Below are 24128 nucleotides of genomic sequence, written 5' to 3'. Positions count from 1 at the left end.
TCGGTCCTGCCGGTCGCGTCCGGCTGACGGTGCGTATACCGCGTATCGCCACGCACGGGGTCCACTCGCTCACCAGGAGTGGACCCCGTGGTGCAGTTCAGTGCTTTCATGCTGCATGCTGGGCAGTTCGCAGGCCCTGAAGGTTTTCCGAAGGTTACGGAGCGGCGCATGACTAGCACCTTCCCCAACATCTCCATCAGCACGGAGCGGTTGGTGCTGCGTCCCCTCGACGAGGACGATGTGCCGGAACTGGCCGCGATGATGAACGACGAGCAGGTCGGCGCCTGGACCGACGTGCCCCAGCCCTACTCGGAGGACCAGGCCCGCGCCTGGATCACCGAGTACGCGCCCGCCGAGCGGGAGTCCGGCCGCGGACTCGACCTCGCCGTCACCGAGTTCCTCACCCAGCGCCTGGTCGGCATCGTCCAGCTCGCCAAGACCAACTGGCAGGTCCGCTCCACCGAGTTGTCGTACATCATCGCCCCCTGGGCCCGCGGCGAGGGCTACGCCTCCGAGGCGGCGCTCGCCACCGCCCAATGGCTGTTCGGCGACCAGAAGTTGGAGCGCATCGAGCTGCGCACGGCGGCCGACAACACCGCCTCCCAGCAGGTCGCCCAGAAGATCGGCTGCATCAGCGAGGGCGTCCTGCGGGGCGCCTGTATAGCGCACGTCCGCGCCGACGACGGGACCTGGGCCGACATACGCACCGACTACATCGTCTGGAGCCTGCTGCCCGAGGACCTCGACGGCGCGGGCGACCAGCTCGCCGACACCGGTGGTTTCACGACGTTCACCGACTGGAACTGAACCAGGGGACCCGGGAACCCGTCGGCCGACGGCACCGCCGGACGCCCCCGCCGGCTCCACCAGGTACCCTCACGGAGCCCGCCCCCGGGCTGCCCACGACGACCTGCGCAAGACCCCCTGGAGACTGACGACGATGGCCGACCGCGTCACGGTGATCGGCTGGGACGGCTCGCCCCTGACCGCCGCGGCCCGCTCCGCCCTGAGCGCCGCCACGCTGGTGGCCGGCGCCGCCCACCACCTGGCGCTGCCCGAGGTGCCGCCCGCCGCCGAGCGCATCCGGCTCGGCAGCGTCGCCCTCGCCGCCCGCCGTATCGCCGGCCACCGCGGCACCGCGGTCGTGCTCGCCGACGGCGACCCGGGCTTCTTCGGAGTCGTACGGACCCTGCGCGCACCGGAGTTCGGCCTCGAGGTCGAGGTCGTCCCCGCCGTCTCCTCCGTCGCCGCCGCCTTCGCCCGCGCCGGTATGCCCTGGGACGACGCACAGGTGGTCGTCGCACACCGCCGCACCCTGCGACGCGCGGTGAATGTGTGCCGCGCCCACACCAAGGTCGCCGTCCTCACCTCTCCGGGCGCCGGACCCGCCGAACTCGGCCTGCTCCTCGAAGGCGTCCACCGCACCTTCGTCATCTGCGAGGAACTGGGCACCGAACGCGAACAGGTCACCGTCGTCACCTCCGACAAGGCCCCCGACCACACCTGGCGCGACCCGAACCTCGTCATCGTCATCGGCGGCACGAGCACCGCGGCCGACGGCGGCGGCTGGATCGCCGGCCGCGACCCGAGCACCGCACCGCGCGGCTGGACCCAGCCCGCCGAGTCCTACGGCGGTCTCATGGGCGAAGGCGAACTGGAACCGCTACGCGCGGCCCAACTCACCCGGCTCGGCCCGCGCGTCGGCGACCTCGTGTGGGACATCGGCTGCGGCAGCGGCGCCTTCGCCACGGAAGCCGCCCGGGCCGGCGCCGCCGTCATCGCCGTCGACCGCGACCCGCGGGCCTGCGAACGCACCGGGTCCAACGCGCGCGCGTTCGGGGTCCAGCTGCAGATCGTCCAGGGCACCGCCCCGCACGTCCTGGAGAACCTCCCCGAGCCGGACGTCGTGCGCGTCGGCGGCGGGGGAGCGGCCGTGGTCTCCGCGGTCGCCGACCGCCGCCCGCAGCGCATCGTCACGCACGCCGCGACCCGCGACGCCGCCGAACTCATCGGCCGCGACCTGACCGAGCACGGCTACGAGGTCGAGTGCGCCCTGCTCCAGTCCGTCGAACTCGACACGCGGGCCTGGACGGAGAGGGAGCGGAGCGTCGCGTTCCTGCTCAGCGGCACGCTCCCGGAGCGCGCAACGTGACCCGGGCGCCGTCCCAGTGATCCTGTTTTCTGCCGTCCCGGTGATCCTGTAGTCGTATCGCTCGCGGTAGGCTGGCCGACCGTTGCACCGCACCCGGTGGCCCGGCACTTCGTTCGTCAATGTCCGGAAAACACGCCCCTTTTGGGGTGGGTGTGGTACGGCAGAACCGGAGGACGCGCAACGTGGCGCAGTCCACAGCGGGCCGTCGCGGATCAACCTGTCGCGGTGGTGGGACGACCGGGACAATGCCACTGAATGGCTTTGTCGCCTTTTCCGGGCGGGTCGTTCGTGCCGCTGGGCACGCACGCTCGTTCTTCACTGCGGGGCGGTCGGTGCGCCGTCCCCGGTGAGCTGGACCGAGAAGCACTAACCGATGGGCGAGGGGTACGCATGACCGACACCGGCCAGGTCCCGGGCGAGGGACTGCCGGAGAGCGCAGGCATGGTGGAGCAGCCGGGCGCCCCCGCGCACGGTGCGTACACCTACCTCTCCGAGACCACCGCCGAGGACGAAGACCTGTTGCTGCTGCCGGGCGCGCAGAGCCCCTGGGGCAACGAGGTCGCCCCGCCCGCGCCCGAGCCGGTCGTCGAGGCCGTCCACGAGCCGGGCCCGCACGAGACGGCGGGCCGCGACAGCGGTTCGGTCGATCTCGGCGGTGTCCGTCTGCCCAACCCGACGCAGGCTTCCGTGCCGCCGCGTCGCCCGCTGCACCTCGGCCCGCCGATCCCCGACGCGTCCGCGAGCCCGGTCCGCTCGCTGGCCGACCGCGGCCCCGCGGGCGCACCGGTACGCCCGTCCGGCCCGGCGACGGCCGTCGGCCCCGAGTACCTCGACGCCCCGCACCTCCGTGAGATGTCCCCGCAGGGCGCCGTCCCCTGGGGCGCGCAGGCGCAGGCTCCGGTGAGCCACGGGGTGACGGCTGCGGAAACGGTTGTTCCGGCCCCGAACGCCGAACCGGTGGGCGCGGCCCAGGCCGTCATGGCCCGCATCGCGACGGAGTCGGGGACGCCGGCGCAGCCGCCGAACGGCGACTTCGCCCATGGTGTTCAGACCTCTGAGTCCGCGTACGGTGCGCAGGCGGCGTACGGCCCGGAGAGCGGACAGGTCCCGGTGGGCGTGTCCGCCGTCGAGGGCGGGCACGGCGCACCGGCGGCCGGTTCCGTCGAGGGCGGGTTTGCTGCGGAGGGCGTCCAGGTTGCCCCGGGCGGCTTCGCCGGGGAGGGCGCACACATCGCTCCCGGCGGATCGGCCGCGGACGGTGGCCATGCCGTTGCCGGCGGTTCGGCCGGGGACGGCGGACACGTCGCTCCGGCGGGGGTGCCTGCGGACGGCGGACACGTCCCTCCCGCCGGAGTGCCTGCGGACGGCGGGCATGTTCCGTACACAGGATCTACGGCGGACGGCGGCCGGGGCCTTGCCCCTGCAAGTGCTGCGGATGCGGGGCCGGTTGACGACGCCGCGTCCGTGCCGACGCCCGGCGCCGGGTTCGTACCGGAGGGCGGGCAGGCCGATGCAGTTGCGGCCGGGCACGAGCCTGGGGCAGCTCCCGAAGCCGGGACCGTGCCGGAAGCCCCTCGGGTTCCCGCGACCCCGCAGGCCCCGGAGGGGGTGACGGAGGCCGAGGCGGCGCAGGTCGCGGAGGCTGCCGTGCCCGAGCAGCTCGCGGAGGCTGTCGCCGTCGAGGGTGCGCAGTTCGCCGAGGCTGCTGTGCCGGTGAGCGAGCAGGTCGCCGAGAGCGCCGCGCCCGGGAGCGAGCAGGTCGTCGAAGGCGTTGCGCCCGAGAACGGCCGGCTTCCCGAGGCCTTGGCGCCCGAGATCGTAAACGCACCCGAAACGGCTGCGCCCGATGCCGGGCAGCCGGCCGAGACGGTCGCGCCCGAGCCCGCGCCGGTCGCCGAGGCGGTCACTTCGGACGCCGTCGCCCAGGTCGCCGACCTCGATGCGGCCCAGGCCGTCGTCCCCGAGCCCGCCCAGGCTGTCACCGTCGAGCCCGCGCAGATCGCCGAGGTCGAGTCCGTCCAGGTCGCCGAGCAGGCCGTAGTCGCGCCCGTGCCCGAGGCCGTCGAAGGCGACCCCGTCCCGGCGGTTGCGGACGCAACCCCCACCGCACTTCCCGCGGACGCCCCCCTGGCACCGGCGGCTGTGGACCTCACCGTCGCACCGGCCCCCGGCCTCCAGCCCACGGACGCCGAGCCGACCCCCCAGGACGAGCACGCGCCTCTCAACTCGGTCGCGCAGTCCACCCCGGAGGCCCCGGACGCACAGCCGGCCCCCGACGCGCACCCGCTCGCCGTGGCCGCCGATGCCCCGATCGCCGAGGACGCCACCGCGCAGCCCCTGCCCGCAGCAGCCGACGTGGCCCCGGACCCGACCGCCCTCGCCGCTGACCCGGCAGCCGCCCTCACCGCGCATCCGACCGTGCCGCCGGTCGTGGTCACCCCCGCCGAGCCCGCGCCCGAGACCGCCGTACCCCCCTCCGAGCGTCACCTCGAACTCCCCGCGGAAGTCGCCGACGCCCCGGACCTCGGCCCCACCGTCCCGCAGGACTCCGCCGAGCAGCCCCAGTTCGCAGAGGTCGGCGAGACGCCGCTCACGGACCCGGGCCTTCCAGCCCAGCACCCCCAAGACGAAGCCCCCCTGGGCGAGTTCGTCCCCGTCGAGGGCTCCGTGCCGACCACCCCGCACCTCGCCCCGACCCCGCCGCACGCGTTCACGGTGCCCGCGGAGGAAGCGTCGGCGCCGCAGCCGGTCGCGGTGGTCCCCGGCCCCCGTCAGGCCGACACCGAACTCGTACAGCACGCGGAGGACCTGGACACCCGGGTCGCCGACCAGGAAGAAGAGAGCACGGCCGCAGTGGAAGAAGTGCGACAGTCCACCGGTCCGGCCGCGCCCGCCTACGACGACGCCGAGCGCGAGGCCGTCATGAAGGTCATGCGCGAGCGCCGGGACATCCGCAACGGCTTCCGCAGCGACCCCATCCCGCACGAGGTGCTGCTCCGTGTCCTGGAGGCCGCGCACACGGCCCCGTCCGTCGGCCACTCGCAGCCGTGGGACTTCGTCGTCATCCGCTCCGCCGACACCCGGCGCAGCATGCACGAACTGGCCATGCGCCAGCGCGACGCCTACGCCAAGTCCCTTCCCAAGGGCCGGGCGAAGCAGTTCAAGGAACTGAAGATCGAGGCCATCCTCGACACCCCGGTGAACATCGTCGTCACCGCCGACCCGACCCGTGGCGGCCGCCACACCCTCGGCCGCCACACGCAGCCGCAGATGGCGCCCTACTCGGCCGCGCTGGCCGTCGAGAACCTCTGGCTCGCCGCACGCGCCGAGGGCCTCGGTGTCGGCTGGGTCAGCTTCTTCGACGAGCGCGAGATGGTCCGTGCGCTGGGGCTGCCCGAGCACCTCGAAGTGATCGCCTACCTGTGCGTGGGCTACGTCGACGAGTTCCCGGACGAGCCCGAGCTGATGCAGGCCGGCTGGTCCAAGCGCCGCCCGCTGTCGTGGGTCGTGCACGAGGAGACGTACGGCCGTCGTGCCCTGCCCGGCGAGGAGCCGCACGACCTGCTCGCCGAGACCGTCGCCCAGATCCGCCCGCTGGACGCCAAGGCGCTCGGCGAGGCCTGGGAGCGGCAGAAGCGGATGACGAAGCCGGCCGGCGCGCTCGGCATGCTGGAGATCATCTCCGCGCAGCTGTCCGGGCTCTCGCGCCAGTGCCCGCCGCCGATCCCGGAGCCCGCGGCCGTTGCGATCTTCGCGGGCGACCACGGCGTGCACGCCCAGGGCGTGACCCCCTGGCCGCAGGAGGTGACGGCCCAGATGGTCGCCAACTTCCTCGGCGGCGGCGCGGTCTGCAACGCCTTCGCCGGCCAGGTGGGCGCCGAGGTCTGCGTGGTGGACGTCGGCGTGGCGTCCGACCTCCCGGCCACCCCCGGCCTCCTGCCCCGCAAGGTCCGCGCGGGCACCTCCGACATGACCACCGGCCCCGCGATGACCCGCGAGGAGGCCAAGCAGGCCATCGAGGTCGGCATCGAGACGGCCCGTGACCTGGTCGCGGCCGGCAACAAGGCGCTGCTCACCGGCGAGATGGGCATCGCGAACACCACCGCGTCCGCCGCGCTGATCTCGGTCTACACGGACACCGACCCCGCCGAGGTCACCGGCCGCGGCACCGGCATCAACGACGAGACCCTGGCCCGCAAGACCGAGGTCGTCCGCCGTGCCATCGAGCTCCACCAGCCGGACCCGGCCGACCCCGTCGGCGTACTCGCCGCGATCGGCGGCTTCGAACACGCGGCGATGGTGGGCCTCCTGCTGGGCGGCGCCTCCCTCCGCACTCCGGTGATCCTGGACGGCGTCAGCGCGGGTGCCGCCGCCCTGGTCGCCCGCGCCATCGCCCCCGAGGTCCTCGCGGCCTGCATCGCGGGCCACCGCAGCGCCGAGCCCGGCCATGTGGCCGCCCTCAACAAGCTGGGCCTGCGCCCCCTGGTCGACCTCGACCTCCGCCTCGGCGAGGGCACGGGCGCCCTCCTCGCTCTGCCGCTGGTGCAGAGCACGGCCCGGGCCATGCACGAGGTGGCGACCTTCGACTCGGCCGGCGTCACCGAGAAGTGACCCCGAACCGGGGTGGGGTACGCGCTCCTGCGTGCACCCCACCCCGGCCGTACGCTGAACCCGTCTTTAAAATCCGCACGTCAGGGCTGCTCCAGCGCCGTAGCACCCATCGCATTGCCAGGACGAGGAGCCGCACCTCATGGCCGAACACCCCGCCTACCCCGTAGGCCTCCGCCTCACCGGCCGCAAAGTGGTCGTCCTCGGCGGCGGCCAGGTGGCCCAGCGCCGCCTCCCGGCCCTGATCGCCGCAGGCGCGGACGTTCTCCTCGTATCGCCCGAGGCCACCCCCTCCGTGGAAGCCATGGCGGACGCGGGCGAGATCACCTGGCAGAAGCGTTCGTACGCCGAGGGAGACCTCGCGGACGCCTGGTACGCCCTGATCGCCACCAGCGATCCCGAGGCCAACGCCGCTGCATCCGCCGAGGCAGAGGCGCACCGCGTCTGGTGCGTCCGCTCCGACGACGCGGATGCCGCCACGGCCTGGACCCCGGCGACCGGCCACAGCGAGGGCGTCACGGTCGCCGTCCTGACCACCGAGGCCCGTGGCCGCGACCCCCGCCACACCGCCGCCATCCGCGACGCGGTCGTCGAGGGCCTGCGCGACGGCACCCTCGTCGCCCCCCACCACCGCACCCGCACGCCCGGCGTCGCCCTCGTGGGCGGCGGCCCGGGCGACCCGGACCTCATCACCGTCCGCGGCCGCCGTCTGCTCGCCGAGGCCGACGTCGTCATCGCCGACCGCCTCGGCCCGCGCGACCTCCTCGCGGAACTCCCGCCGCACGTCGAGGTGATCGACGCGGCGAAGATCCCGTACGGCCGCTTCATGGCCCAGGAGGCCATCAACAACGCCCTGATCGAGCATGCAAAGCAGGGCAAGTCGGTCGTACGGCTCAAGGGCGGGGACCCCTATGTCTTCGGCCGTGGCATGGAGGAGCTGCACGCCCTCGCCGAGGCCGGAATCCCGTGCACCGTCGTCCCCGGCATCTCCAGCTCGATCTCGGTCCCGGGCGCGGCCGGCATCCCCGTCACCCACCGCGGCGTCGCCCACGAGTTCACGGTGGTCAGCGGCCATGTCGCCCCCGACGACGAACGCTCCCTGGTCGACTGGCCGTCCCTGGCCCGGCTCACCGGCACCCTCGTGATCCTGATGGGCGTCGACAAGATCGGAAAGATCGCCGAGACGCTCGTCGCGCACGGCAAGCCCGCCGACACCCCCGTCGCCCTGGTCCAGGAGGGCACCACGGCCGCCCAGCGCCGCGTCGACGCGACCCTGGCGACGGTCGGCGAGGCGGTCCGTGCGCAGGAGGTCAGGCCGCCGGCGGTGATCGTCATCGGCGAGGTCGTCAACGTAGGCTCGCAGGCATCCGCGTAACCGCGGGTAACCCAACTCGTTCCCAGCCGTTGGCACCGCACCCAGGACAAGGCAGTATCACCCTGTGGCCGATCTCATCACCGTTGAGGATCCCGACGACCCGCGCCTGCGCGACTACACGGGCCTGACCGACGTCGAGTTGCGCCGCAAGCGCGAACCGGCCGAGGGCCTGTTCATCGCCGAGGGCGAGAAGGTCATCCGCCGGGCGAAGGACGCCGGGTACGAGATGCGCTCGATGCTGCTGTCCGCCAAGTGGGTCGACGTCATGCGCGACGTCATCGACGAGCTCCCGGCCCCCGTCTACGCGGTCAGCCCGGAGCTCGCCGAACAGGTCACCGGCTACCACGTGCACCGAGGCGCGCTCGCCTCCATGCAGCGCAAGCCGCTGCCGACGGCGGCCGAACTCCTCCAGACCACCCACCGGGTCGTCGTCATGGAGTCGGTCAACGACCACACCAACATCGGCGCGATCTTCCGCTCGGCCGCGGCGCTGGGCATGGACGCGGTCCTGCTCTCGCCCGACTGCGCCGACCCGCTCTACCGCCGCAGCGTCAAGGTCTCCATGGGCGCGGTCTTCTCCGTCCCCTACGCCCGCCTCGACACCTGGCCCAAGGGCCTGGAGTCGGTCCGCGAGGCAGGCTTCACGCTCCTCGCGCTCACCCCCGACGAGAAGGCCAGGTCCCTCGACGAGGCCGCCCCGCACAAGATGGACCGCGTGGCCCTGATGCTGGGCGCCGAGGGCGACGGCCTGTCCACCCAGGCCCTGGTCGCCGCCGACGAATGGGTCCGCATCCCCATGTCCCACGGCGTCGACTCCCTCAATGTGGGCGCGGCCGCGGCGGTCGCCTTCTACGCGGTGGCGACGGGCCGCCCGCAGGGGTAGCGCCTTGTCCCGGCGAGAGGCGATCGTCGCGGTCCTGCGCCGTGGGGACCGGGTGCTGGCGATCCGCCGCGGCCCGGCCGTCGCCCGCCCCGGCTACTGGCAGCCCCTCAGCGGCAAGGTCGAACCGGGGGAGACGCAGCAGGAAGCCCTGGTCCGCGAGGTCCACGAGGAGGTAGGTCTCACGGTCACCCCGGACACCAAGGTCTGGGAGTCGGAGACCGACGACGGCCACTTCCGCCTCCACTGGTGGACGGCGGACGCGACCGACGGCGAGGTGATCCCCGACCCTGGGGAGGTCGCCGACACCCGCTGGGTCACGCCGGAGGAATTCCTCGCACTCACCCCGGTCTTCGAAGGCGACCGAGAGTTCTTCGAACGAATCCTGCCGAACCTCTGACGCCGCTGACGGCGACTCCCTACCGCTCGGACATGACGGGCAGGTCCACCGGCGCACGCCCCGACTGCCCGTCCACCTGCTCCTGAGACGACTGCTTCCGTACGACGTCACGGTCGTCGCCGAGCCCCCGCGGCGGCCCCTGGCAGCCCTGGGCCGCGGCGATGCCGAGCGCCACGAGCAGCGTCACGACGACGAAGACGAACAGCCGCTGGCGCAGCAGCCGCGGATTGGCCGGCCGTCGCCCGGTCCCCGTGGGCCGGGGGCCGGGACGCCCTGCAGCGCTGCGGGGAGCGGGCCGGCTGCCGCTGGCCGAGCGGCCCGTGTTGCGCGAGGGGGGCACGGGCCGGGCCCCGGAGCGCGAGGACGAGGCCCCGGCGTTCCTTGACGGCGGGATCGCACCGCCCCGTGGCGCACCACCGCCTCGCGAAGGCACCGGACCCCGGGGCGAAGCGGGACCGCGCGACGAGGTACCCCGCGGCGGCGGGTTCCCCTGCGGCCGCCGCTGCTCGCGCAGTTCCTGGCGCTGCAGCTCCGGGTAGGTGTCGGCGAGCCGCCCGGTGGGCCGGTCCGCCTCTGCGCTACGGGGCGCGGGCGGACGTACATCCGCCAGACCCTGCGTCTCGCGGGCGGCGATCTCCTTGAGACGCAGCGACAGTTGGAGCGTGCTGGGCCGCTCCTCGGGGTCCTTCGCGAGGCACGCGCGCACCAGCGGAGCCAGGGCGTCGGGAACGCCGTGCAGCTGCGCCTCCTCGTGCACCACGCGGTAGAGCATCACCTCGGAACTGCCGTGCCCGAAGGGCGAGTCCCCCATCGAGGCGTACGCCAGGGTCGCCCCCAGCGAGAACACGTCCGTGGCCGGCGTGACGGCGGCACCGCGCACCTGCTCCGGCGCGAGGAAGCCGGGCGAACCGACGGCCGTTCCGACATGCGTCAGGGTGGACGCCCCGGTCGCCCAGGCGATACCGAAGTCGATGATCCGCGGCCCCTTGGGGGACAGCAGGATGTTGGACGGCTTGAGATCCCGGTGCACGACACCGGCCTCGTGGACCGCTACGAGCCCCTCCGACAGGGCGGCCCCTACGGCCGCGACATCGGCCGCGCTCAGCGGCCCCTCGTCGGCGACCTTGTCGTGCAACGAGGGCCCGGGCACGTACTGGGTGGCGAACCACGGCCGATCCGCTTCCAGGTCGGCGGCGACGAGCCGAGCCGTGCACCCGCCCCTGATCCGCCGTGCGGCGGAGACTTCACGCGCGAACCGTGACCGGAACTCCTGGTCCTCCGCCAGATCCGGCCGGATGACCTTGAGGGCGACCCGCTGCCCCTTCTTGTCGGAGCCCAGGTACACAACGCCCATTCCACCCGCGCCGAGCCGTCTGTGAAGCCTGAACGAGCCGACGACGCGCGGGTCCTCGCGCCTCAGGCGCATCATCGCCATGTTCATCCCCGCTGCCCGGTCCGTGTGACGTGGCACAGCTTACGTTTCCACGGCCGCCCGCGCGCAGAGGCCGCGCCCTCTCGCCCAGATCGATTGTCAGTGCCGGGTGGGAGACTTGAGGGGTGGTCAGGGAGCGCGCGAACAGCCGGACTTCACCTCACCCGTGCTCCCAACCACCCATCGCAGAAGGGGGATTGAACCCGTGAAGGGTGATCGCGTGGAGATAGTCGTGGACGCGGGGGACACGACCCGCACGTACGAGGTGGTGGCGAGCAGAGCGGGACGCCGGGTGGAGACGGCGGTACGCCGAGGTGTCGTGGAAGTGAGCGAAGTCACCCGCAACGGCTCCGTGGTCCGCACGGCCCGCTTCATGGCGAACCGGGTCCTGGCCCTGGTCGAGCAGCCGGTACCGAGGGAGGACAGCTCGGAAAAGCCGGTACACAGCGGGCGCCCCCTCGGGGAAGACCCTGAGACCTAGGTCTTCGTCTCCACCCAGGGGAGTACTCCCAGGCCGGTGGCTCATCCTCCGGGAGGCCCGGCAATCGGTACGAGGGCATGACGTGCGCAGAGCGTCCGAAGCCTAGATTTGAGGTCAAGCGGCGGGTGCAGCACTCGTCCCCCGAGGTCAGACACCCGCCGCTGCCAACGACAACTGAGAACGGTCAGGAGAGGGACCATGGCCCTAACGGCACCGCGGACACTGATCCGCACCCAGGAGCGCATCACGCTCCGCCCCCGCCGCACAGGCCGCCGCCACCCCCTGGTGGCGACACTCATGGCCCTTCCCCTGGCGGCCCTGCTCTTCTTCGTCTTCGACGGCTGGGAGACAGTGGCCACACAGGCGTCGTCCGTGGGCGTGATGCTGGGGCGCTGAGCGGCGACCCCAGGCCCGGAAGAGCGGTCCGGGCGGGGACATCCACCCATGAAACCCCGTGGGGACGGGGGTGCGGCGGACGGCAAAAATGCCGGCGCAGCTGGGGAGCTGCGCCGGCATTGCTTTGCCCGGAACCGCGCAACAGCACCGGAACCCTCGACTCCGACCGGCGGCCACCGGCCCGTCGGGCGCTCGAGGACGCGACCGCTGCCATCCCCCCCGAGGGCCCGCTTGATCACCGCCGGTCACTTCGACCCTTCTGGCGTTCGAGGATGAGGCCGTTGCCATCCCCAACCCACCCGCACTTCCAGCCCGTCCGGCGTGTGAGGACGAGGCCCCTTCAGGGCCGAACGGGGTCCGGGGCGGAGCCCCGGCAGGGTGCAGGGACGCAGTGCCGCGAGGGGCGGAGCTCCTGGCGGGGTCGAAGGGGCGGAGCCTCTGGGGATGGACGGGTAGGGGCGGCGGGGGCGAGAAACTCCCCACGGCCCGGCACCACCCCGCCGCACCCACCCCCCCCGTACCCTCAACCAGACCCACCCCGCCCGCAGGGAGCCCCCGTGACCGCCACCCCCTTGCTCTCCGACCTCACCGCCCGAGCCAAGGCCACGGCACACGCCCGCACATCCACGTGCCCCTGCGGAGCAGCCACCCTCGCCGACCGCCCCGACGCCACGGTCGTCCGCCACGCGAACACGGTCGCCAAGGCCCACGCCCCCGACACACCCCCCACCGACCTCACCTCCCGCCTCACCACCGCCACCCACCTCCCCGGCATCCTCCTGCCCCCGATCACCCAGGCCCCCGTAGACCTGCACGGCCGCCTCGTGACGTTCTGGCCCTACGGCACCCCCGTAGACCCGGAAAACCCCGACGCCGCCCCCTGGGAAGCCGCAGCCACCCTCCTCGCCCGCCTCCACAACACCCCTCTCCCGACCCTCCCGACCGCCCTGCCCCCCATGCGCGGCCCGGCCAAGGCGGCCCGAGCCGTCGCCCGCCTCGAAACAGCCGGCTCCCACCCCGCCGTACCGCCAGTCCTGCGCGCCTGGAAAACGCTCCCCGCCTGGGCCCGAGCCGAGACACCGATGCCGGACACGACCACCCTGTGCCACGGCGACCTCCACCTCGGCCAGCTGGTCCGCCACCCCACCCCCGACGGCCCCTGGCTCCTCATAGACGTCGACGACCTCGGCACCGGCATCCCGGCCTGGGACCTCGCCCGCCCGGCGGCCTGGTACGCCTGCGGCCTCCTCCCACCCGACGAGTGGACCCGCTTCCTGACCGCCTACCGCGCAGCCGGCGGCCCGGCCGTCCCCGCCGACGGCGACCCGTGGCCCGCCCTGGACATCCCGGCCCGCGCCCTCACCGTGCAGACCGCCGCCCGCGCGATCGCCAAGGCCGTGGCGGAGGACCGCCCCCTCGACGAGGTCGAACTGTCCATGATCGGCGCATGTGCCCGAATCGGGTCCCTCCCACCGGAGTTGGGCCCGGAATTCGCGAAGTAGGGTGCAACCGACCGCACCCTGACAGAGTCTGTCCTGGCGAAACGCGAAGCAGGACCGACCGGCGAGGAGTTGAGCCGACCATGCAGTGTCCGAAGTGTCATGCGCCGATGCACACGTACAACCGCAACGGCGTCCAGATCGAGCAGTGCAGCGGCTGCCGCGGGATCTTTCTCGACTACGGCGAGCTGGAGTCGCTGACCCGCCTGGAGTCCCAGTGGCAGCAGCCCGCCCCGCCGCCCCCGGGTGCCCCGCAGGCCTACCCGGCCCCGCCCGCGCCCGCCTGGGGCGCCCCGCACGGCGGCCACGGCGGCGGTCACTACGGGGGACACCACGGCGGTCACCACCGCCACAAGAGCTTCGGCCACATGCTCTTCTCCAGCTGACCGGAACCACGAGGAAGCCCCCGGCCGCAGGGCCGGGGGCTTCGGTGTGTGGACGATACTGGGATTGAACCAGTGACCTCTTCCGTGTCAGGGAAGCGCTCTCCCGCTGAGCTAATCGTCCTCGGGACCACAACCCGCAGGCCGTGGGTGCTGCGTGCGCGATACTGGGATTGAACCAGTGACCTCTTCCGTGTCAGGGAAGCGCTCTCCCGCTGAGCTAATCGCGCGGGTGCGGATCTTGCCGTACGTGCTGGAAGATCCAGTGGACGATACTGGGATTGAACCAGTGACCTCTTCCGTGTCAGGGAAGCGCTCTCCCGCTGAGCTAATCGTCCTTGGAGGTGGAGACGGGATTTGAACCCGTGTAGACGGCTTTGCAGGCCGTTGCCTCGCCTCTCGGCCACTCCACCAGGAGTGCAGGGGTTCGGGAAGATCCCCTGTTTCCATCGAGCGGACGACGAGGCTCGAACTCGCGACCTCAACCTTGGCAAGGTTGCGCTCTACCAACTGAGCTACGTCCGCTTGTCGTTTCGGTCCGCTCCCGCGGCCCGGCGACGAGTTGAACTCTAGCGGATTCCGGGGCCAGCACAAAAACGCGTTTGCGCAGCGTGCTGCGCTGCGCCTGCTCACGGGCGTGGCCAGCGCATCCACAGGGACATGCCGACGCCACCTTTCGGACACCGGCCATAGACTCGACTGCGTGCTCGACCTCCCTCCTCTCGCCCGTTTCGGCACCCGCGTCGCCACCGGGCTCCGCGACGTCACCAGCGATCCCGCGGCTCTCGACTCGACCGGTTTCTGGGCCGTGGTCGCGGACTTCGAGGGCCGCCTGACCTGCGCCCGCTTCGAGGACGTACGAGAGGAACGCGTGCCCGCCCCGGTGCCGGGGGAGTGGCGGGGACCCGAGGCCGGTGACTGGACGTCCTCCCTCGACCGTGCCGCGTACACGGCCGGCGTGCGGCGGATCCGGGAGCACATCGCGGCCGGCGAGGTGTACCAGGCGAACCTCTGCCGGGTGCTCTCCGCGCCCGTGGCGCCCGACGCCGACGTGGACGCCCTGACGGCACTGCTGGCCCGCGGCAACCCGGCGCCGTACGCAGGAACGATCCGCCTGCCCGGGCACGGGGTCGAGATAGCCACGGCCTCGCCCGAGCTCTTCCTCCGGCGCTCCGGCCGCGTCGTCGAGTCCGGGCCGATCAAGGGGACCGGACGCACCGAGGCGGACCTGCTCGAGAAGGACTACGCCGAGAACGTGATGATCGTGGACCTGGTCCGCAACGACATCGGGCGTGTCTGCGCCACCGGCAGCGTCACCGTCCCCGACCTGTGCGCGGTCGAGAAGCACCCGGGTCTCGTGCACCTCGTCTCCACGGTCCGCGGCGAGCTGCGCGAGGAGGCCGGCTGGCCGGAGTTGCTCGACGCGACCTTCCCGCCCGGCTCGGTCACCGGCGCGCCCAAGTCCAGCGCTCTGCGGATCATCGACGCACTGGAGACCGCGCCCCGCGGCCCGTACTGCGGTGGCATCGGCTGGGTCGACGCCGACCGCGGAACCGGTGAGCTGGCCGTCGGCATCCGTACCTTCTGGATCGACCGGGCCGAAGGGGTGCTGCGCTTCGGTACGGGCGCCGGCATCACCTGGGGCTCCGACCCCGAGGCGGAGTGGCGGGAGACCGAATTGAAGGCGGCCCGACTGCTCGCGGTAGCGTCGGGGACATATGCGGTGACCGGAGAGGGAATCACGACGTGAAGATCTGGCTCGACGGCGGGCTGCAGGACATCGAGTCCGCCCGCGTCTCCGTCTTCGACCACGGGCTGACCGTGGGCGACGGCATCTTCGAGACGGTGAAGGCGGTGGACGGCAGGACGTTCGCGCTCACCCGGCACCTCGACCGGCTGACCCGCTCCGCACGCGGCCTCGGCCTGCCCGACCCCGACCACGACGAGATCCGCCGTGCGTGCGCCGCCGTCATCGAGGCCAACCCCCTGCCGCTCGGGCGCCTGCGCATCACCTACACCGGCGGCCACGGCCCCCTCGGCTCCGACCGCGGCGAGCACGGCCCGACCCTCGTCGTCGCCCTCGGCGAGACCACCCGGCGCCCCGACTCCACGGCCGTGATCACGGTCCCGTGGACCCGCAACGAGCGCGGCGCCCTCACCGGCCTGAAGACCACCTCGTACGCCGAGAACGTCGTGGCCCTCGCCCGCGCCCACCAACACGGCGCATCGGAAGCCCTGTTCGCGAACACCGTCGGACAGCTCTGCGAGGGCACCGGGTCGAACGTCTTCGTCGTCCTCGACGGCGAGATCCACACCCCGCCGGTCGCCTCCGGCTGCCTCGCGGGCATCACGCGCGCGCTGACCGTCGAGTGGACCGGCGCCAAGGAGACCGACCTCCCGCTGGACGTCCTCGAGCGGGCCGACGAGGTCTTCCTCACCTCCAGCCTGCGCGACATCCAGGCCGTGCACCGCGTCGACGACCGTGAACTGCCCGGCGCACCGGGCCCGGTGACCGCCAAGGCCGTGCGGATCTTCGACGAGCGGTCCGGGCACGACCTGGATCCGTAAGAGCCCGGGAAAATGGGCTGACGAGGGTCGGCGCGGCGGGTAGAACTCCCCTGATGACCACGACCCTGCGGCCCACCGAGCCGCTCCAGCGAACCGCCGACGGGGCGCAGTCACGCCGCTACCAGGTGTGCGTGAACAGCCGTCCCGTGGGCGGTATACGCCTCTCCACCGTCCCCGAGTCCGGGCCGAACGTGGCCCGTGTCTCGGACCTGCGCATCGAGGAGTCCGACCGCAGGCGGGGTCGCGGCACCGTGGCCGCGCTCGCCGCGGAGGAGATCGCGCGGAGCTGGGGCTGCAAGCGCATCGAGGCGCCCGTGCCCGGCGACGCCGAGACCGCGCTGCGCCTCGCGACGGCGCTCGGGTACGTCCTGCGAAGCCGGAACATGGCGAAGCGGCTCGATGCGACCCCGCCCGAACTCCCCGCCGGCAGCACGGCCCGGCCCATGACCGAGGCCGAGTACGGCCCGTGGACGGCGCACGAGCGCGAGCATTTCGCCCGGAGCATGATCGAACGGGGCGTGCCCGCCGAGGAGGCGTACACCAGGGCGGACGCGGGGCACGCCAGGTTTCTGCCGGACGGCCTGGCCACCGAGAACACCCTGATCAGCGTGCTGGAGCACGAGGGGACGCCGGTCGGCACGCTGTGGCTGGGATTGTGGCCCGAGACGGCCTACGTGCTCGATGTCGAGGCCGATGACGCGTACCGCGGCCGCGGTCACGGACGGGCACTGATGCTGCTGGCCGAGGCCCAGGCGGTCGCCGGCGGCAAGGACCGCATCACCCTGCACGTCTTCGCCGACAACGCCCCGGCCGAGCGGCTCTATGAGTCACTCGGCTACGAGACCATCCAGTACAACCTGGCCAAAGAGCTGCTCTGAGCAACTGCTCCGAGAGAACTGCTCCGAGGCTCAGGCCTCTTGGGCGAGCAGCCGGTCCGCGATCTCCTCGATCCGTTCCCGCAGCCCCTCCTGGCTCTTGCTGCCGTCCAGCCGCTCCCCGCCGATGACATACGTGGGCGTACCGGTCACGCCGATCGCCTTGCCCTCGGCCTGGTCCGCGTCGACGATCAGGATGTGCCGGCCGTCGATCAGTGCGGTGTCGAACTCCTCGGCGTCGAGACCGAGTTCACCGGCCACCTCGACCAGGAAGGGTTCTCCCTTGCGGTCCAGCTCCTCGACCCGCCCCAGCACGGCCTCGACGTACTCCCAGCCCTTCCCCTGCTCCAGAGCCTCCTCGGTGGCCTGCGCGGCGGCGAAGGAGTGCTTGTGCTTCTCCAGCGGGAAGTGCCGCAGCCGCAGCTCCAGCCGGTCGCCGTAGCGGGCGCGCAGGGCGCGGAGGTCCTCCAGGGCGCTCCGGCAGTCCGGGCACTGGAGTTCGCACCAGACGTCGAGAACGGGCGCGGCGGGAGAAACGGGGGAGGAGTCGCTCATGTGCACAGTCTCCCAGTCCCGGCCCGGCCGACCCAATCGGACCTGGGACGGCGCCCCTGGTGCGACCCCGACCACAACCAGGGGAGCGCCCGCGACCGGCACCTGCGGAGGAGCCGACCCGGAGATGTCCCTGATGTCCGCCCGGAGCATGGCCGCGCGGGGTCCGCACGGTGCAGGATGGAAGGGACGAACTGCCCCTGCCCGAACAGCCCTGCCCTGGAGGACCGGATGATTGCCGAGACCGTCTGTTCCGCCGTCTCCGCGGCCGGCCTGGGCATCGCGGCGGTCACGGCGTACCGCAAGCGCTTCCTCGCGGCCGCCCGCATCGCCGCCTACTCGCTCGTGCCCATCGGCCTGGTGATGACCGGCACCGTGCAGTGGCTGGCGGACACCGCCTTCAGCCCGACGGCCTGGGCCGGCTTCGGGGTCCTGGGCGCCGCCTGGCTGCTGTTCTCCTCCACACGCGCGGTGGAGCGTCGCCGGGGCGGCACCCGCAAGGACCGTAAGGAGGCCAGGGCCGCGAGCCGCCGCGACGCGGTCGCCCCGACGGCCTCGGCGCCCTCCCTGGGTCCGGGGACCCGCGCGGCGTCCCGGCCCGCAACCGCGCCCCGCACCGAGTCCGCGGAGGACTTCAGCGACATCGAGGCCATCCTCAAGAAGCACGGCATATGACTGGCGCATGAGGACTGAAACGACACAGTGGATCAGCGCTGTGCCGTGAAATGATCACGCCCGGTGCCGGACATCACGTATTCCGGCGAACTACCGCTCATTCCGGGCGTGTTGATCGCGCCAGAGGTGCCGTGTGCGTCATCATCGCCCGCGAGATGCTGGACACGACACAGAGCGATGCCGCGCCGCCGAAGGACGAGCCGCGCGGATGCCTTTTCGCCCTTTCCCAGCCACCGCTGATGATCTTCCTTGCGGTGATCGGGTGTCTGCTGCTCATGGCTTCGCTGCACGATCTGCTGTTGCTCTGAGCCGTACCCGTGGTCCCCGGCGCCACCCGCCGGGGACCACGTCGACACCACCGTCCGGCCGGGCGTATCAGCCCGCCGCCTCCTTGCGCCGGGCCCGGTACGCGGCCACATGAAGGCGGTTTCCGCAGGTACGGCTGTCGCAGTACCGCCGCGAGCGGTTGCGGGAGAGGTCGACGAAGGCGCGCCGGCAGTCGGGAGCCTCGCAGCGCCGCAGCCGCTCCTGCTCGCCGGCCACCACGAAGAACGCCAGCGCCATCCCGCAGTCGGCCGACAGGTGATCGGCGACGGATGCGCCGGGCGCGAAGTAGTGCACATGCCAGTCGTAGCCGTCGTGGTCCGTGAGGCGGGGAGTGGTGCCCGCGGCGGCGATCAGCTCGTTGATCAGCCCGGCGGCGGTCCGGGCGTCCGGCGCCGCGAAGACCGAGGCGAACCGTCCGCGGATTTCGCGCACCGCGGAGAGATCGAACTCCGACAGCACCCCGACATCGCTGATTTCGTGGTTTCGTACGAAATCCTCGAGAGCCGCGACATCCGACAGCCCGTCCGGCGTCGTCGCGTCCTCCGGTGCGGTGTTCACCAGATCGACCACGGCGTCGAGGGCGCACCGGGTGTCGTGGGTGATCAGCACGTTTCGCTCCCTGGCCTGCGGATCGGGCACATGCCCGCCTTTGCTGGCCGATGGTAGTGGCTTCCCCGGGTGCGCTACCGGCTCCGGCCCGTGCGGGGTCCGCTTCCGGACGGGGCCGACACGAACGCAATCGGCGCCGCCCATGAGGGGACGGCGCCGGTGCGTACCGTATGCAGTTGTCCTTGCCCGAGCCGTCACCCCGAGTCGACGGCGCCGGGCGGCTTCGCAGAGCCTCGCCCTAGCTCTCCGCCAGGATGTGCGAGAGCTCCTGATCGAGATCGAAATGCCGATGTTCTGTGCCGGGAGGCACCGCGGCATCCGTTCGCTTCAGGAAGGACTCCAGCGCCCGCGCCGGGGCCTCCAGGAGGGCCTCGCCCTCCGGGGAGCTCAGGGCGATGCACACGACGCCCTGACCGTGACTGCGCGACGGCCAGACACGGACGTCGCCGGTGCCCGTGGGCCGGTGGAGGCCTTCCGCGAGGAGGTCGCGGGCGAACACCCACTCGACGGTCTCCTCGGCTCCGGTGTGGAAGGTGGCGTGCACGGCGTAGGGGTCGGCCGTGTCGTACCGCAGGCCTGCGGGGACAGGCAGGGAGGACTCGCTCGACACAACGAGGCGCAGGTGCAGCTCGCAGCTGACCGTGGTGTTCATAAGCGCCAGGGCCTTTCGCTCAGTGTGCGCTCGGGGATTCGCACGTCGGCGAAATCGACATGCCACCTACGGTGCCGTTGTAAACCCCTCTGAGTGTTTTGCGTGCCTTTACGTAACTCTTCCGGCCGAGAGTGCGTTCGCCAGGTACGACCATTCCGGTGACTGGTTTCCTTCGGGTAAAGTTTGGCCGTATGAATACGGGGAGTGACGAGCCGGGCGAGGTCGCCGTGGCATCGGACGAGACGAAGGCGGACGGGGCGCAGAGCGAGCAGGGGCTCGGTTCCAAGGCGCCGCAGTTCATCAAGGCGCGCCGCGCACTGCATCTGAGCTGGCAGGTCGGCGTCTTTGTCATCGGGCTCGCGGTCGTGGGCCTCGGCATCGTGATGCTGCCGCTGCCGGGACCCGGCTGGGTCGTGATCTTCGCCGGCATGGCCATCTGGGCGACCGAGTTCGTCTGGGCGCAGCTGGTGCTCCGCTGGACCAAACGCAAGGTCACCGAGGCGGCCCAGCGGGCCCTCGATCCCAAGGTGCGCCGCCGCAACATCACGCTGACGGTGATCGGCCTGGTGATCGTGGGTGTCCTGGTGGGCATCTACCTCTGGAAGTTCGGTGTCGTCATGCCCTGGAAGATCAAGGACCAGTGACGCAGGCACCCTCTGACATGGGGTAATGTTCTCCCTGCGTCCGGGCGATTAGCTCAGTGGGAGAGCGCTTCGTTCACACCGAAGAGGTCACTGGTTCGAACCCAGTATCGCCCACCCCGGATCGGCGGCCCGTCTGCGAGAGCAGGCGGGCCGCCGTCGTATGCGCCCCTTCGTGCGGGCTCCGCACTCCGAAGGGTTCCGGCCGAGCGACATCCCTGTGTGGACGGCCGGTTGATGTTCGAGCCGTCGATCGCGTGCGCTTCACCTGCGGTGTCGCCCTGACGGTGGCGCCTTCCGGTGCTGATGTGCCGTCAACTCGCCCGGCCGCCCCGCAAGAAATTCCTGTCCGAATCATTGACGCACCTCGAGGCCCTCCGTAACTTGTGCCAGCAAGCGCTTACTTGAAACGATTCATGCAGGCGGCAACGACGCCGGGGAGGCCCGACTGTGGGAACCAGCAGGAATGTTGAGAGGCGTACGATCCTGAAGGCAGCGGGGGCCTCGGCGGCCACGCTGGGGCTGGCCGCGACGACCGGGTGCGGGGGTGACAGCGGGACCTCGGCCGACGGGACGGTGACGATCCGTTACTCGTGGTGGGGTGCCGACGAGCGGGCCAAGAAGATCAACCAGACCATCAAGCTCTTCGAGAAGAAGTATCCGAAGATCAAGGTGAAGACCGACTTCCAGGACTACGTCTCTTTCTGGGAGAAGTTCCAGACGCAGGCCTCGGGCGGAAATCCCCCGGACGTTTTCCAAAACGCCGTCACATTCCTTCGGAAGTACGACAAGAGAAGCGTTCTGCTCGACCTCAAGTCCCAGATGGACGCGGGGAATCTGAGCCTGGACGACTTCCGTGCCGGTGTCACCGAGGTCGGCGAGGTCGACGGCAAGCAGCTCGGCATCCCCGTCGGCTCCAACACCATGGCGCTGGTCATCGACAAGAAGGTCTTCCAGAAGGCGGGCGTCGAGCCGGAGACGGGCTGGACCTGGGACGACTACTTCAAGGCGCTCAAGACCATCTACGACAAGACCAAGGTGCCGGGGGACACGGGCTACTTCAGCATCATGTACCTGTACGACCTGTACCTGCGGCAGAACGGGAAGGCGTTCTACACCAAGGACGGGCTCGGCTTCGACAAGGCCGACCTGACGGAGTGGTGGCAGGACGGCTACAACCGAGTGAAGGCCGGGCTCATCACCGACCCGAAGATCGTCGCGCAGGACCGGCCCAAGTCCTCGCTCTCCGCCGGGCACGGGGCGTCCGAATTCACCTGGGACAACTTCACCGTCCGCTACTCGGCCGAGGGCGACAGCGAGTACGGCCTCGCACCGATCCCGACCGTGGACGGCAAGCACACCGGGCAGTACCTCGCCTCGCTGATGCTGAGCGCCTCCGCGCGCACCCAGCACCCCAAGGAAGTCGCCCAGTTCATCAACTTCATGGTCCACGACCCCGAGGTCGGCAAGATCATGGGCTACGACCGCGGCATCCTCGCCTCCACCGAGCAGTACGACGCCTTCAAGCCGACGGACACGGTGAACAAGGAGATCGCGCAGTACGAGGCCGACACCGCCAAGGCGGGCGTCCTCGGCACGATCACCCCGCACCCCTCCGGCGCCGACACCATCGAGGCCGCCTTCCTGCGCATCGGCGGTGACCTGGGCCTGGGCAAGGTCAAGGTCTCCGACGCGGTGAAGCAGTTCTTCGACGAGTCGCAGGCCGCCTTCCAGGCCTGACCGGACCTGACCGGAACCGATTGGGAAGCACCGTGACGCTCGTCAAGGACTCACCGCCCGCCACCCGGAAGGCCCGCTCCGCCGCCCCCGCCGCCGTCAAGCGGCGGGGGCGGCGGGAGAACCTCGCCGGCTATCTCTTCATGTCCCCGTGGATCGCGGGCTTCCTGCTCCTGACCGCGGGCCCCATGGTCGCCTCGCTCTACTTCGCGTTCACCGACTACAACCTCTTCAACACCCCGAAGTGGGTCGGGCTCGACAACTTCACCAAGATGTTCGACGACCCGCGGTGGCAGAAGTCGGTCGAGGTGACGGCCAAGTACGTTGTCATCGGCACCCCGCTGAAGCTGCTGCTCGCGCTCGGCGTCGCCCTGCTGCTCGCGCAGAGCCGCCGCGGACAGGCCTTCTACCGGGCCGCGTTCTACGCCCCGTCGCTCATCGGCGCGAGCGTGTCCGTGGCCTTCGTCTGGCGGTCGATCTTCTCCGACAACGCCGTCGTCGACCGCAGCCTTTCGGCCTTCGGCATCCACGCGGGCGGTTGGGTCGGCAACCCCGACTGGATCCTCTACTGCCTGGTCGCGCTCACCGTCTGGCAGTTCGGCGCGCCCATGGTCATCTTCCTGGCCGGCCTCAAGCAGGTGCCGAAGGAGCTCTACGAGGCCGCCGAGCTGGACGGCGCCGGAGCCTTCCGCAAGTTCTGGAACATCACCCTGCCGATGATCTCCCCGGTGCTGTTCTTCAACATCCTGCTGGAGACCATCCACTCCTTCCAGATCTTCGGCTCGGCCTACGTCGTCTCCAACACCTACTGCGGCCCGGCCGACGCCACGCTCGTCTACACCTGCTACCTGTACCAACAGGGCTTCAAGAACGCCCAGATGGGCTTCGCCTCCGCGATGGCCTGGATGCTGCTGCTCGCGGTGGCGCTGGTGACCGCCGTCCTGTTCTGGTCGCAGAAGAAGTGGGTGCACTACGAGGAGGATGCCCGATGAGCGCCACCACACCCACCACGTCCAAACCGCTCGGCGGCGGTCTCGGCCGCAAGCGTGCCGGTTCGCTCGCCTGGCACATCGGCTCGCTGCTGGTCCTCGCCGTCGTCCTCTATCCCGTCCTGTGGGTGATCGGCGCCTCGTTCAAGCCCAGCAAGGACATCATCAACAGCCTGCAGCTGTTCCCTGCCCACCCGATCCTGCAGAACTTCAAGGGCCTGGCCGACGGCATCGCCGACATCTCGATCTGGACCTTCTTCCAGAACTCCCTCTTCTACGCGGGCGGCGCCGTCGTCGGCATCCTGATCTCCTGCTCGCTGACGGCATACGCCTTCGCCAAGATCAGGTTCGCGGGCCGGAACCTGCTGTTCTCGCTGATGATCGGCACGCTGCTGCTGCCGTACCACGTGCTGCTGATCCCGCAGTACGTGATGTTCCAGAAGATGGAGCTCATCAATACGTACATACCGCTGCTGCTGGGCAAGTACCTGGCCACGGAGGCCTTCTTCGTCTTCCTCATGGTGCAGTTCATGCGGAACCTGCCGAGGGAGCTCGACGAGGCCGCGCGCATCGACGGCTGCGGGCACCTGCGGATCTACTGGTCGATCGTGCTGCCGCTGTGCCGGCCCGCGCTCATCACCAGCGCCATCTTCACCTTCATCAACGCCTGGAACGACTTCATGGGCCCGCTGATCTACCTGAACGAGCCCGGCAAGTACACCGTCTCCCTCGGCATGATGATGTTCCGCGACTCCGACGGCGTCGCCGCCAACTACGGCGGCCTCATCGCGATGTCGCTGGTCGCGCTGCTGCCCGTGCTGCTGTTCTTCCTCGCCTTCCAGCGCTATCTGATCGACGGAATGGCGACCTCCGGACTGAAGGGCTGAGGCGGTCACC

At 71.2% G+C, this 24128-nt stretch carries 23 protein-coding genes and 6 tRNA genes; 20 read left to right on the top strand and 9 right to left on the bottom strand.

The features are described from left to right. Positions 1-168 precede the first annotated feature (168 nt). The 6 genes from ABZ880_RS09855 (at position 169) to ABZ880_RS09830 (ending at position 9415) form a co-directional block, all read left to right on the top strand. Complete coding sequence (locus tag ABZ880_RS09855) at positions 169-807, top strand: GNAT family N-acetyltransferase (protein ID WP_361259616.1); 639 nt, start codon at positions 169-171, stop codon at positions 805-807. 133 nt (positions 808-940) lie between these two features. Next, positions 941-2152, top strand: a complete 1212-nt coding sequence (gene cbiE, locus ABZ880_RS09850; protein WP_361259614.1) for a precorrin-6y C5,15-methyltransferase (decarboxylating) subunit CbiE — start codon at positions 941-943, stop codon at positions 2150-2152. 390 nt (positions 2153-2542) lie between these two features. Then, positions 2543-6763: a nicotinate-nucleotide--dimethylbenzimidazole phosphoribosyltransferase gene (cobT, locus tag ABZ880_RS09845; protein WP_361259612.1), complete on the top strand. Its 4221-nt coding sequence runs from the start codon at positions 2543-2545 to the stop codon at positions 6761-6763. Positions 6764-6902: 139 nt separating this feature from the next. Further along, positions 6903-8135, top strand: coding sequence for a uroporphyrinogen-III C-methyltransferase (gene cobA, locus ABZ880_RS09840; protein ID WP_361259610.1), 1233 nt, complete (start codon positions 6903-6905; stop codon positions 8133-8135). A gap of 64 nt (positions 8136-8199) precedes the next feature. Then, positions 8200-9018: an RNA methyltransferase gene (locus tag ABZ880_RS09835; protein WP_361259608.1), complete on the top strand. Its 819-nt coding sequence runs from the start codon at positions 8200-8202 to the stop codon at positions 9016-9018. A 4-nt stretch (positions 9019-9022) separates the two neighbouring features. Continuing rightward, on the top strand, positions 9023-9415 hold the full coding sequence (locus tag ABZ880_RS09830) for an NUDIX domain-containing protein (protein WP_361259607.1): 393 nt from the start codon (positions 9023-9025) through the stop codon (positions 9413-9415). A 19-nt stretch (positions 9416-9434) separates the two neighbouring features. Here ABZ880_RS09830 and ABZ880_RS09825 read toward each other — a convergent pair whose 3' ends face one another. After that, positions 9435-10856 (bottom strand): protein kinase, encoded by a 1422-nt coding sequence (locus ABZ880_RS09825; RefSeq protein ID WP_361259947.1) that lies wholly within the window; start codon positions 10854-10856, stop codon positions 9435-9437. Positions 10857-11052: 196 nt separating this feature from the next. Here ABZ880_RS09825 and ABZ880_RS09820 point away from each other — a divergent pair, with 196 nt between their 5' ends. The 4 genes from ABZ880_RS09820 (at position 11053) to ABZ880_RS09805 (ending at position 13609) form a co-directional block, all read left to right on the top strand. Further along, entirely contained in the window at positions 11053-11328 is a 276-nt protein-coding gene (locus ABZ880_RS09820) for a hypothetical protein (protein WP_133044924.1), read from the top strand. 198 nt (positions 11329-11526) lie between these two features. Next, complete coding sequence (locus tag ABZ880_RS09815) at positions 11527-11724, top strand: hypothetical protein (protein ID WP_361259605.1); 198 nt, start codon at positions 11527-11529, stop codon at positions 11722-11724. 557 nt (positions 11725-12281) lie between these two features. Then, positions 12282-13226, top strand: coding sequence for an aminoglycoside phosphotransferase family protein (locus ABZ880_RS09810; RefSeq protein ID WP_361259603.1), 945 nt, complete (start codon positions 12282-12284; stop codon positions 13224-13226). 80 nt (positions 13227-13306) lie between these two features. Continuing rightward, positions 13307-13609 (top strand): zf-TFIIB domain-containing protein, encoded by a 303-nt coding sequence (locus ABZ880_RS09805; protein ID WP_361259601.1) that lies wholly within the window; start codon positions 13307-13309, stop codon positions 13607-13609. Positions 13610-13658: 49 nt separating this feature from the next. On the opposite strand, the gene ABZ880_RS09800 is transcribed toward ABZ880_RS09805, so the two are convergent. The 5 genes from ABZ880_RS09800 to ABZ880_RS09780 all read right to left on the bottom strand — a co-directional run bounded on the left by ABZ880_RS09800 (position 13659) and on the right by ABZ880_RS09780 (position 14131). Beyond that, positions 13659-13730: transfer RNA gene (locus tag ABZ880_RS09800), tRNA-Val, on the bottom strand. A gap of 34 nt (positions 13731-13764) precedes the next feature. Then, positions 13765-13836 (bottom strand) — tRNA-Val (locus ABZ880_RS09795). Positions 13837-13872: 36 nt separating this feature from the next. Next, a tRNA-Val gene (locus ABZ880_RS09790) sits at positions 13873-13944 on the bottom strand. 1 nt (position 13945) lies between these two features. Further along, positions 13946-14019: transfer RNA gene (locus tag ABZ880_RS09785), tRNA-Cys, on the bottom strand. 39 nt (positions 14020-14058) lie between these two features. Next, positions 14059-14131: transfer RNA gene (locus ABZ880_RS09780), tRNA-Gly, on the bottom strand. Positions 14132-14309: 178 nt separating this feature from the next. Between ABZ880_RS09780 and ABZ880_RS09775 the strand changes: the two genes are divergently transcribed. From ABZ880_RS09775 to ABZ880_RS09765, 3 genes are read left to right on the top strand one after another with little or no spacing between them, the layout of a single operon-like run. After that, positions 14310-15356, top strand: a complete 1047-nt coding sequence (locus ABZ880_RS09775) for a chorismate-binding protein (protein WP_361259600.1) — start codon at positions 14310-14312, stop codon at positions 15354-15356. Beyond that, entirely contained in the window at positions 15353-16174 is an 822-nt protein-coding gene (locus tag ABZ880_RS09770; protein WP_361259598.1) for an aminodeoxychorismate lyase, read from the top strand. Before ABZ880_RS09775 ends, ABZ880_RS09770 begins: the two co-directional genes overlap by 4 nt. A gap of 53 nt (positions 16175-16227) precedes the next feature. Beyond that, entirely contained in the window at positions 16228-17052 is an 825-nt protein-coding gene (locus ABZ880_RS09765) for a GNAT family N-acetyltransferase (RefSeq protein WP_361259597.1), read from the top strand. Between the two features lie 30 nt (positions 17053-17082). Here ABZ880_RS09765 and ABZ880_RS09760 read toward each other — a convergent pair whose 3' ends face one another. Next, complete coding sequence (locus tag ABZ880_RS09760) at positions 17083-17604, bottom strand: DsbA family protein (RefSeq protein ID WP_361259596.1); 522 nt, start codon at positions 17602-17604, stop codon at positions 17083-17085. A 228-nt stretch (positions 17605-17832) separates the two neighbouring features. On the opposite strand from ABZ880_RS09760, the gene ABZ880_RS09755 reads away from it, so the two are divergent. Then, the gene (locus ABZ880_RS09755) at positions 17833-18276 is read left to right on the top strand and encodes a hypothetical protein (protein ID WP_361259594.1); all 444 of its coding nucleotides are present in this window, start codon (positions 17833-17835) and stop codon (positions 18274-18276) included. A gap of 131 nt (positions 18277-18407) precedes the next feature. Continuing rightward, positions 18408-18584, top strand: a complete 177-nt coding sequence (locus ABZ880_RS09750) for a hypothetical protein (RefSeq protein WP_361259961.1) — start codon at positions 18408-18410, stop codon at positions 18582-18584. Positions 18585-18651: 67 nt separating this feature from the next. On the opposite strand, the gene ABZ880_RS09745 is transcribed toward ABZ880_RS09750, so the two are convergent. Together ABZ880_RS09745 and ABZ880_RS09740 are read right to left on the bottom strand one after the other, a co-directional pair. After that, positions 18652-19212, bottom strand: coding sequence for a CGNR zinc finger domain-containing protein (locus ABZ880_RS09745; RefSeq protein ID WP_361259592.1), 561 nt, complete (start codon positions 19210-19212; stop codon positions 18652-18654). A 238-nt stretch (positions 19213-19450) separates the two neighbouring features. Beyond that, complete coding sequence (locus ABZ880_RS09740; protein WP_004002642.1) at positions 19451-19864, bottom strand: SsgA family sporulation/cell division regulator; 414 nt, start codon at positions 19862-19864, stop codon at positions 19451-19453. A 191-nt stretch (positions 19865-20055) separates the two neighbouring features. Between ABZ880_RS09740 and ABZ880_RS09735 the strand changes: the two genes are divergently transcribed. From ABZ880_RS09735 to ABZ880_RS09715, 5 genes are all read left to right on the top strand, one after another. Then, on the top strand, positions 20056-20508 hold the full coding sequence (locus tag ABZ880_RS09735; RefSeq protein WP_361259590.1) for a TIGR02611 family protein: 453 nt from the start codon (positions 20056-20058) through the stop codon (positions 20506-20508). 42 nt (positions 20509-20550) lie between these two features. After that, positions 20551-20622: transfer RNA gene (locus ABZ880_RS09730), tRNA-Val, on the top strand. Positions 20623-20955: 333 nt separating this feature from the next. After that, positions 20956-22245, top strand: a complete 1290-nt coding sequence (locus tag ABZ880_RS09725) for a substrate-binding domain-containing protein (protein ID WP_361259588.1) — start codon at positions 20956-20958, stop codon at positions 22243-22245. A gap of 32 nt (positions 22246-22277) precedes the next feature. Further along, entirely contained in the window at positions 22278-23234 is a 957-nt protein-coding gene (locus ABZ880_RS09720) for a sugar ABC transporter permease (protein ID WP_361259586.1), read from the top strand. Further along, the gene (locus tag ABZ880_RS09715; protein ID WP_361259584.1) at positions 23231-24118 is read left to right on the top strand and encodes a carbohydrate ABC transporter permease; all 888 of its coding nucleotides are present in this window, start codon (positions 23231-23233) and stop codon (positions 24116-24118) included. Before ABZ880_RS09720 ends, ABZ880_RS09715 begins: the two co-directional genes overlap by 4 nt. Positions 24119-24128 lie beyond the last annotated feature (10 nt).

Origin of the sequence: Streptomyces sp. NPDC047043 (genome assembly GCF_040644055.1) — a bacterium.
Lineage (GTDB): Bacteria > Actinomycetota > Actinomycetes > Streptomycetales > Streptomycetaceae > Streptomyces.
The sequence above is the reverse complement of the archived record's forward strand: the minus strand, read 5'-3'. Positions and strand labels throughout refer to the sequence as shown.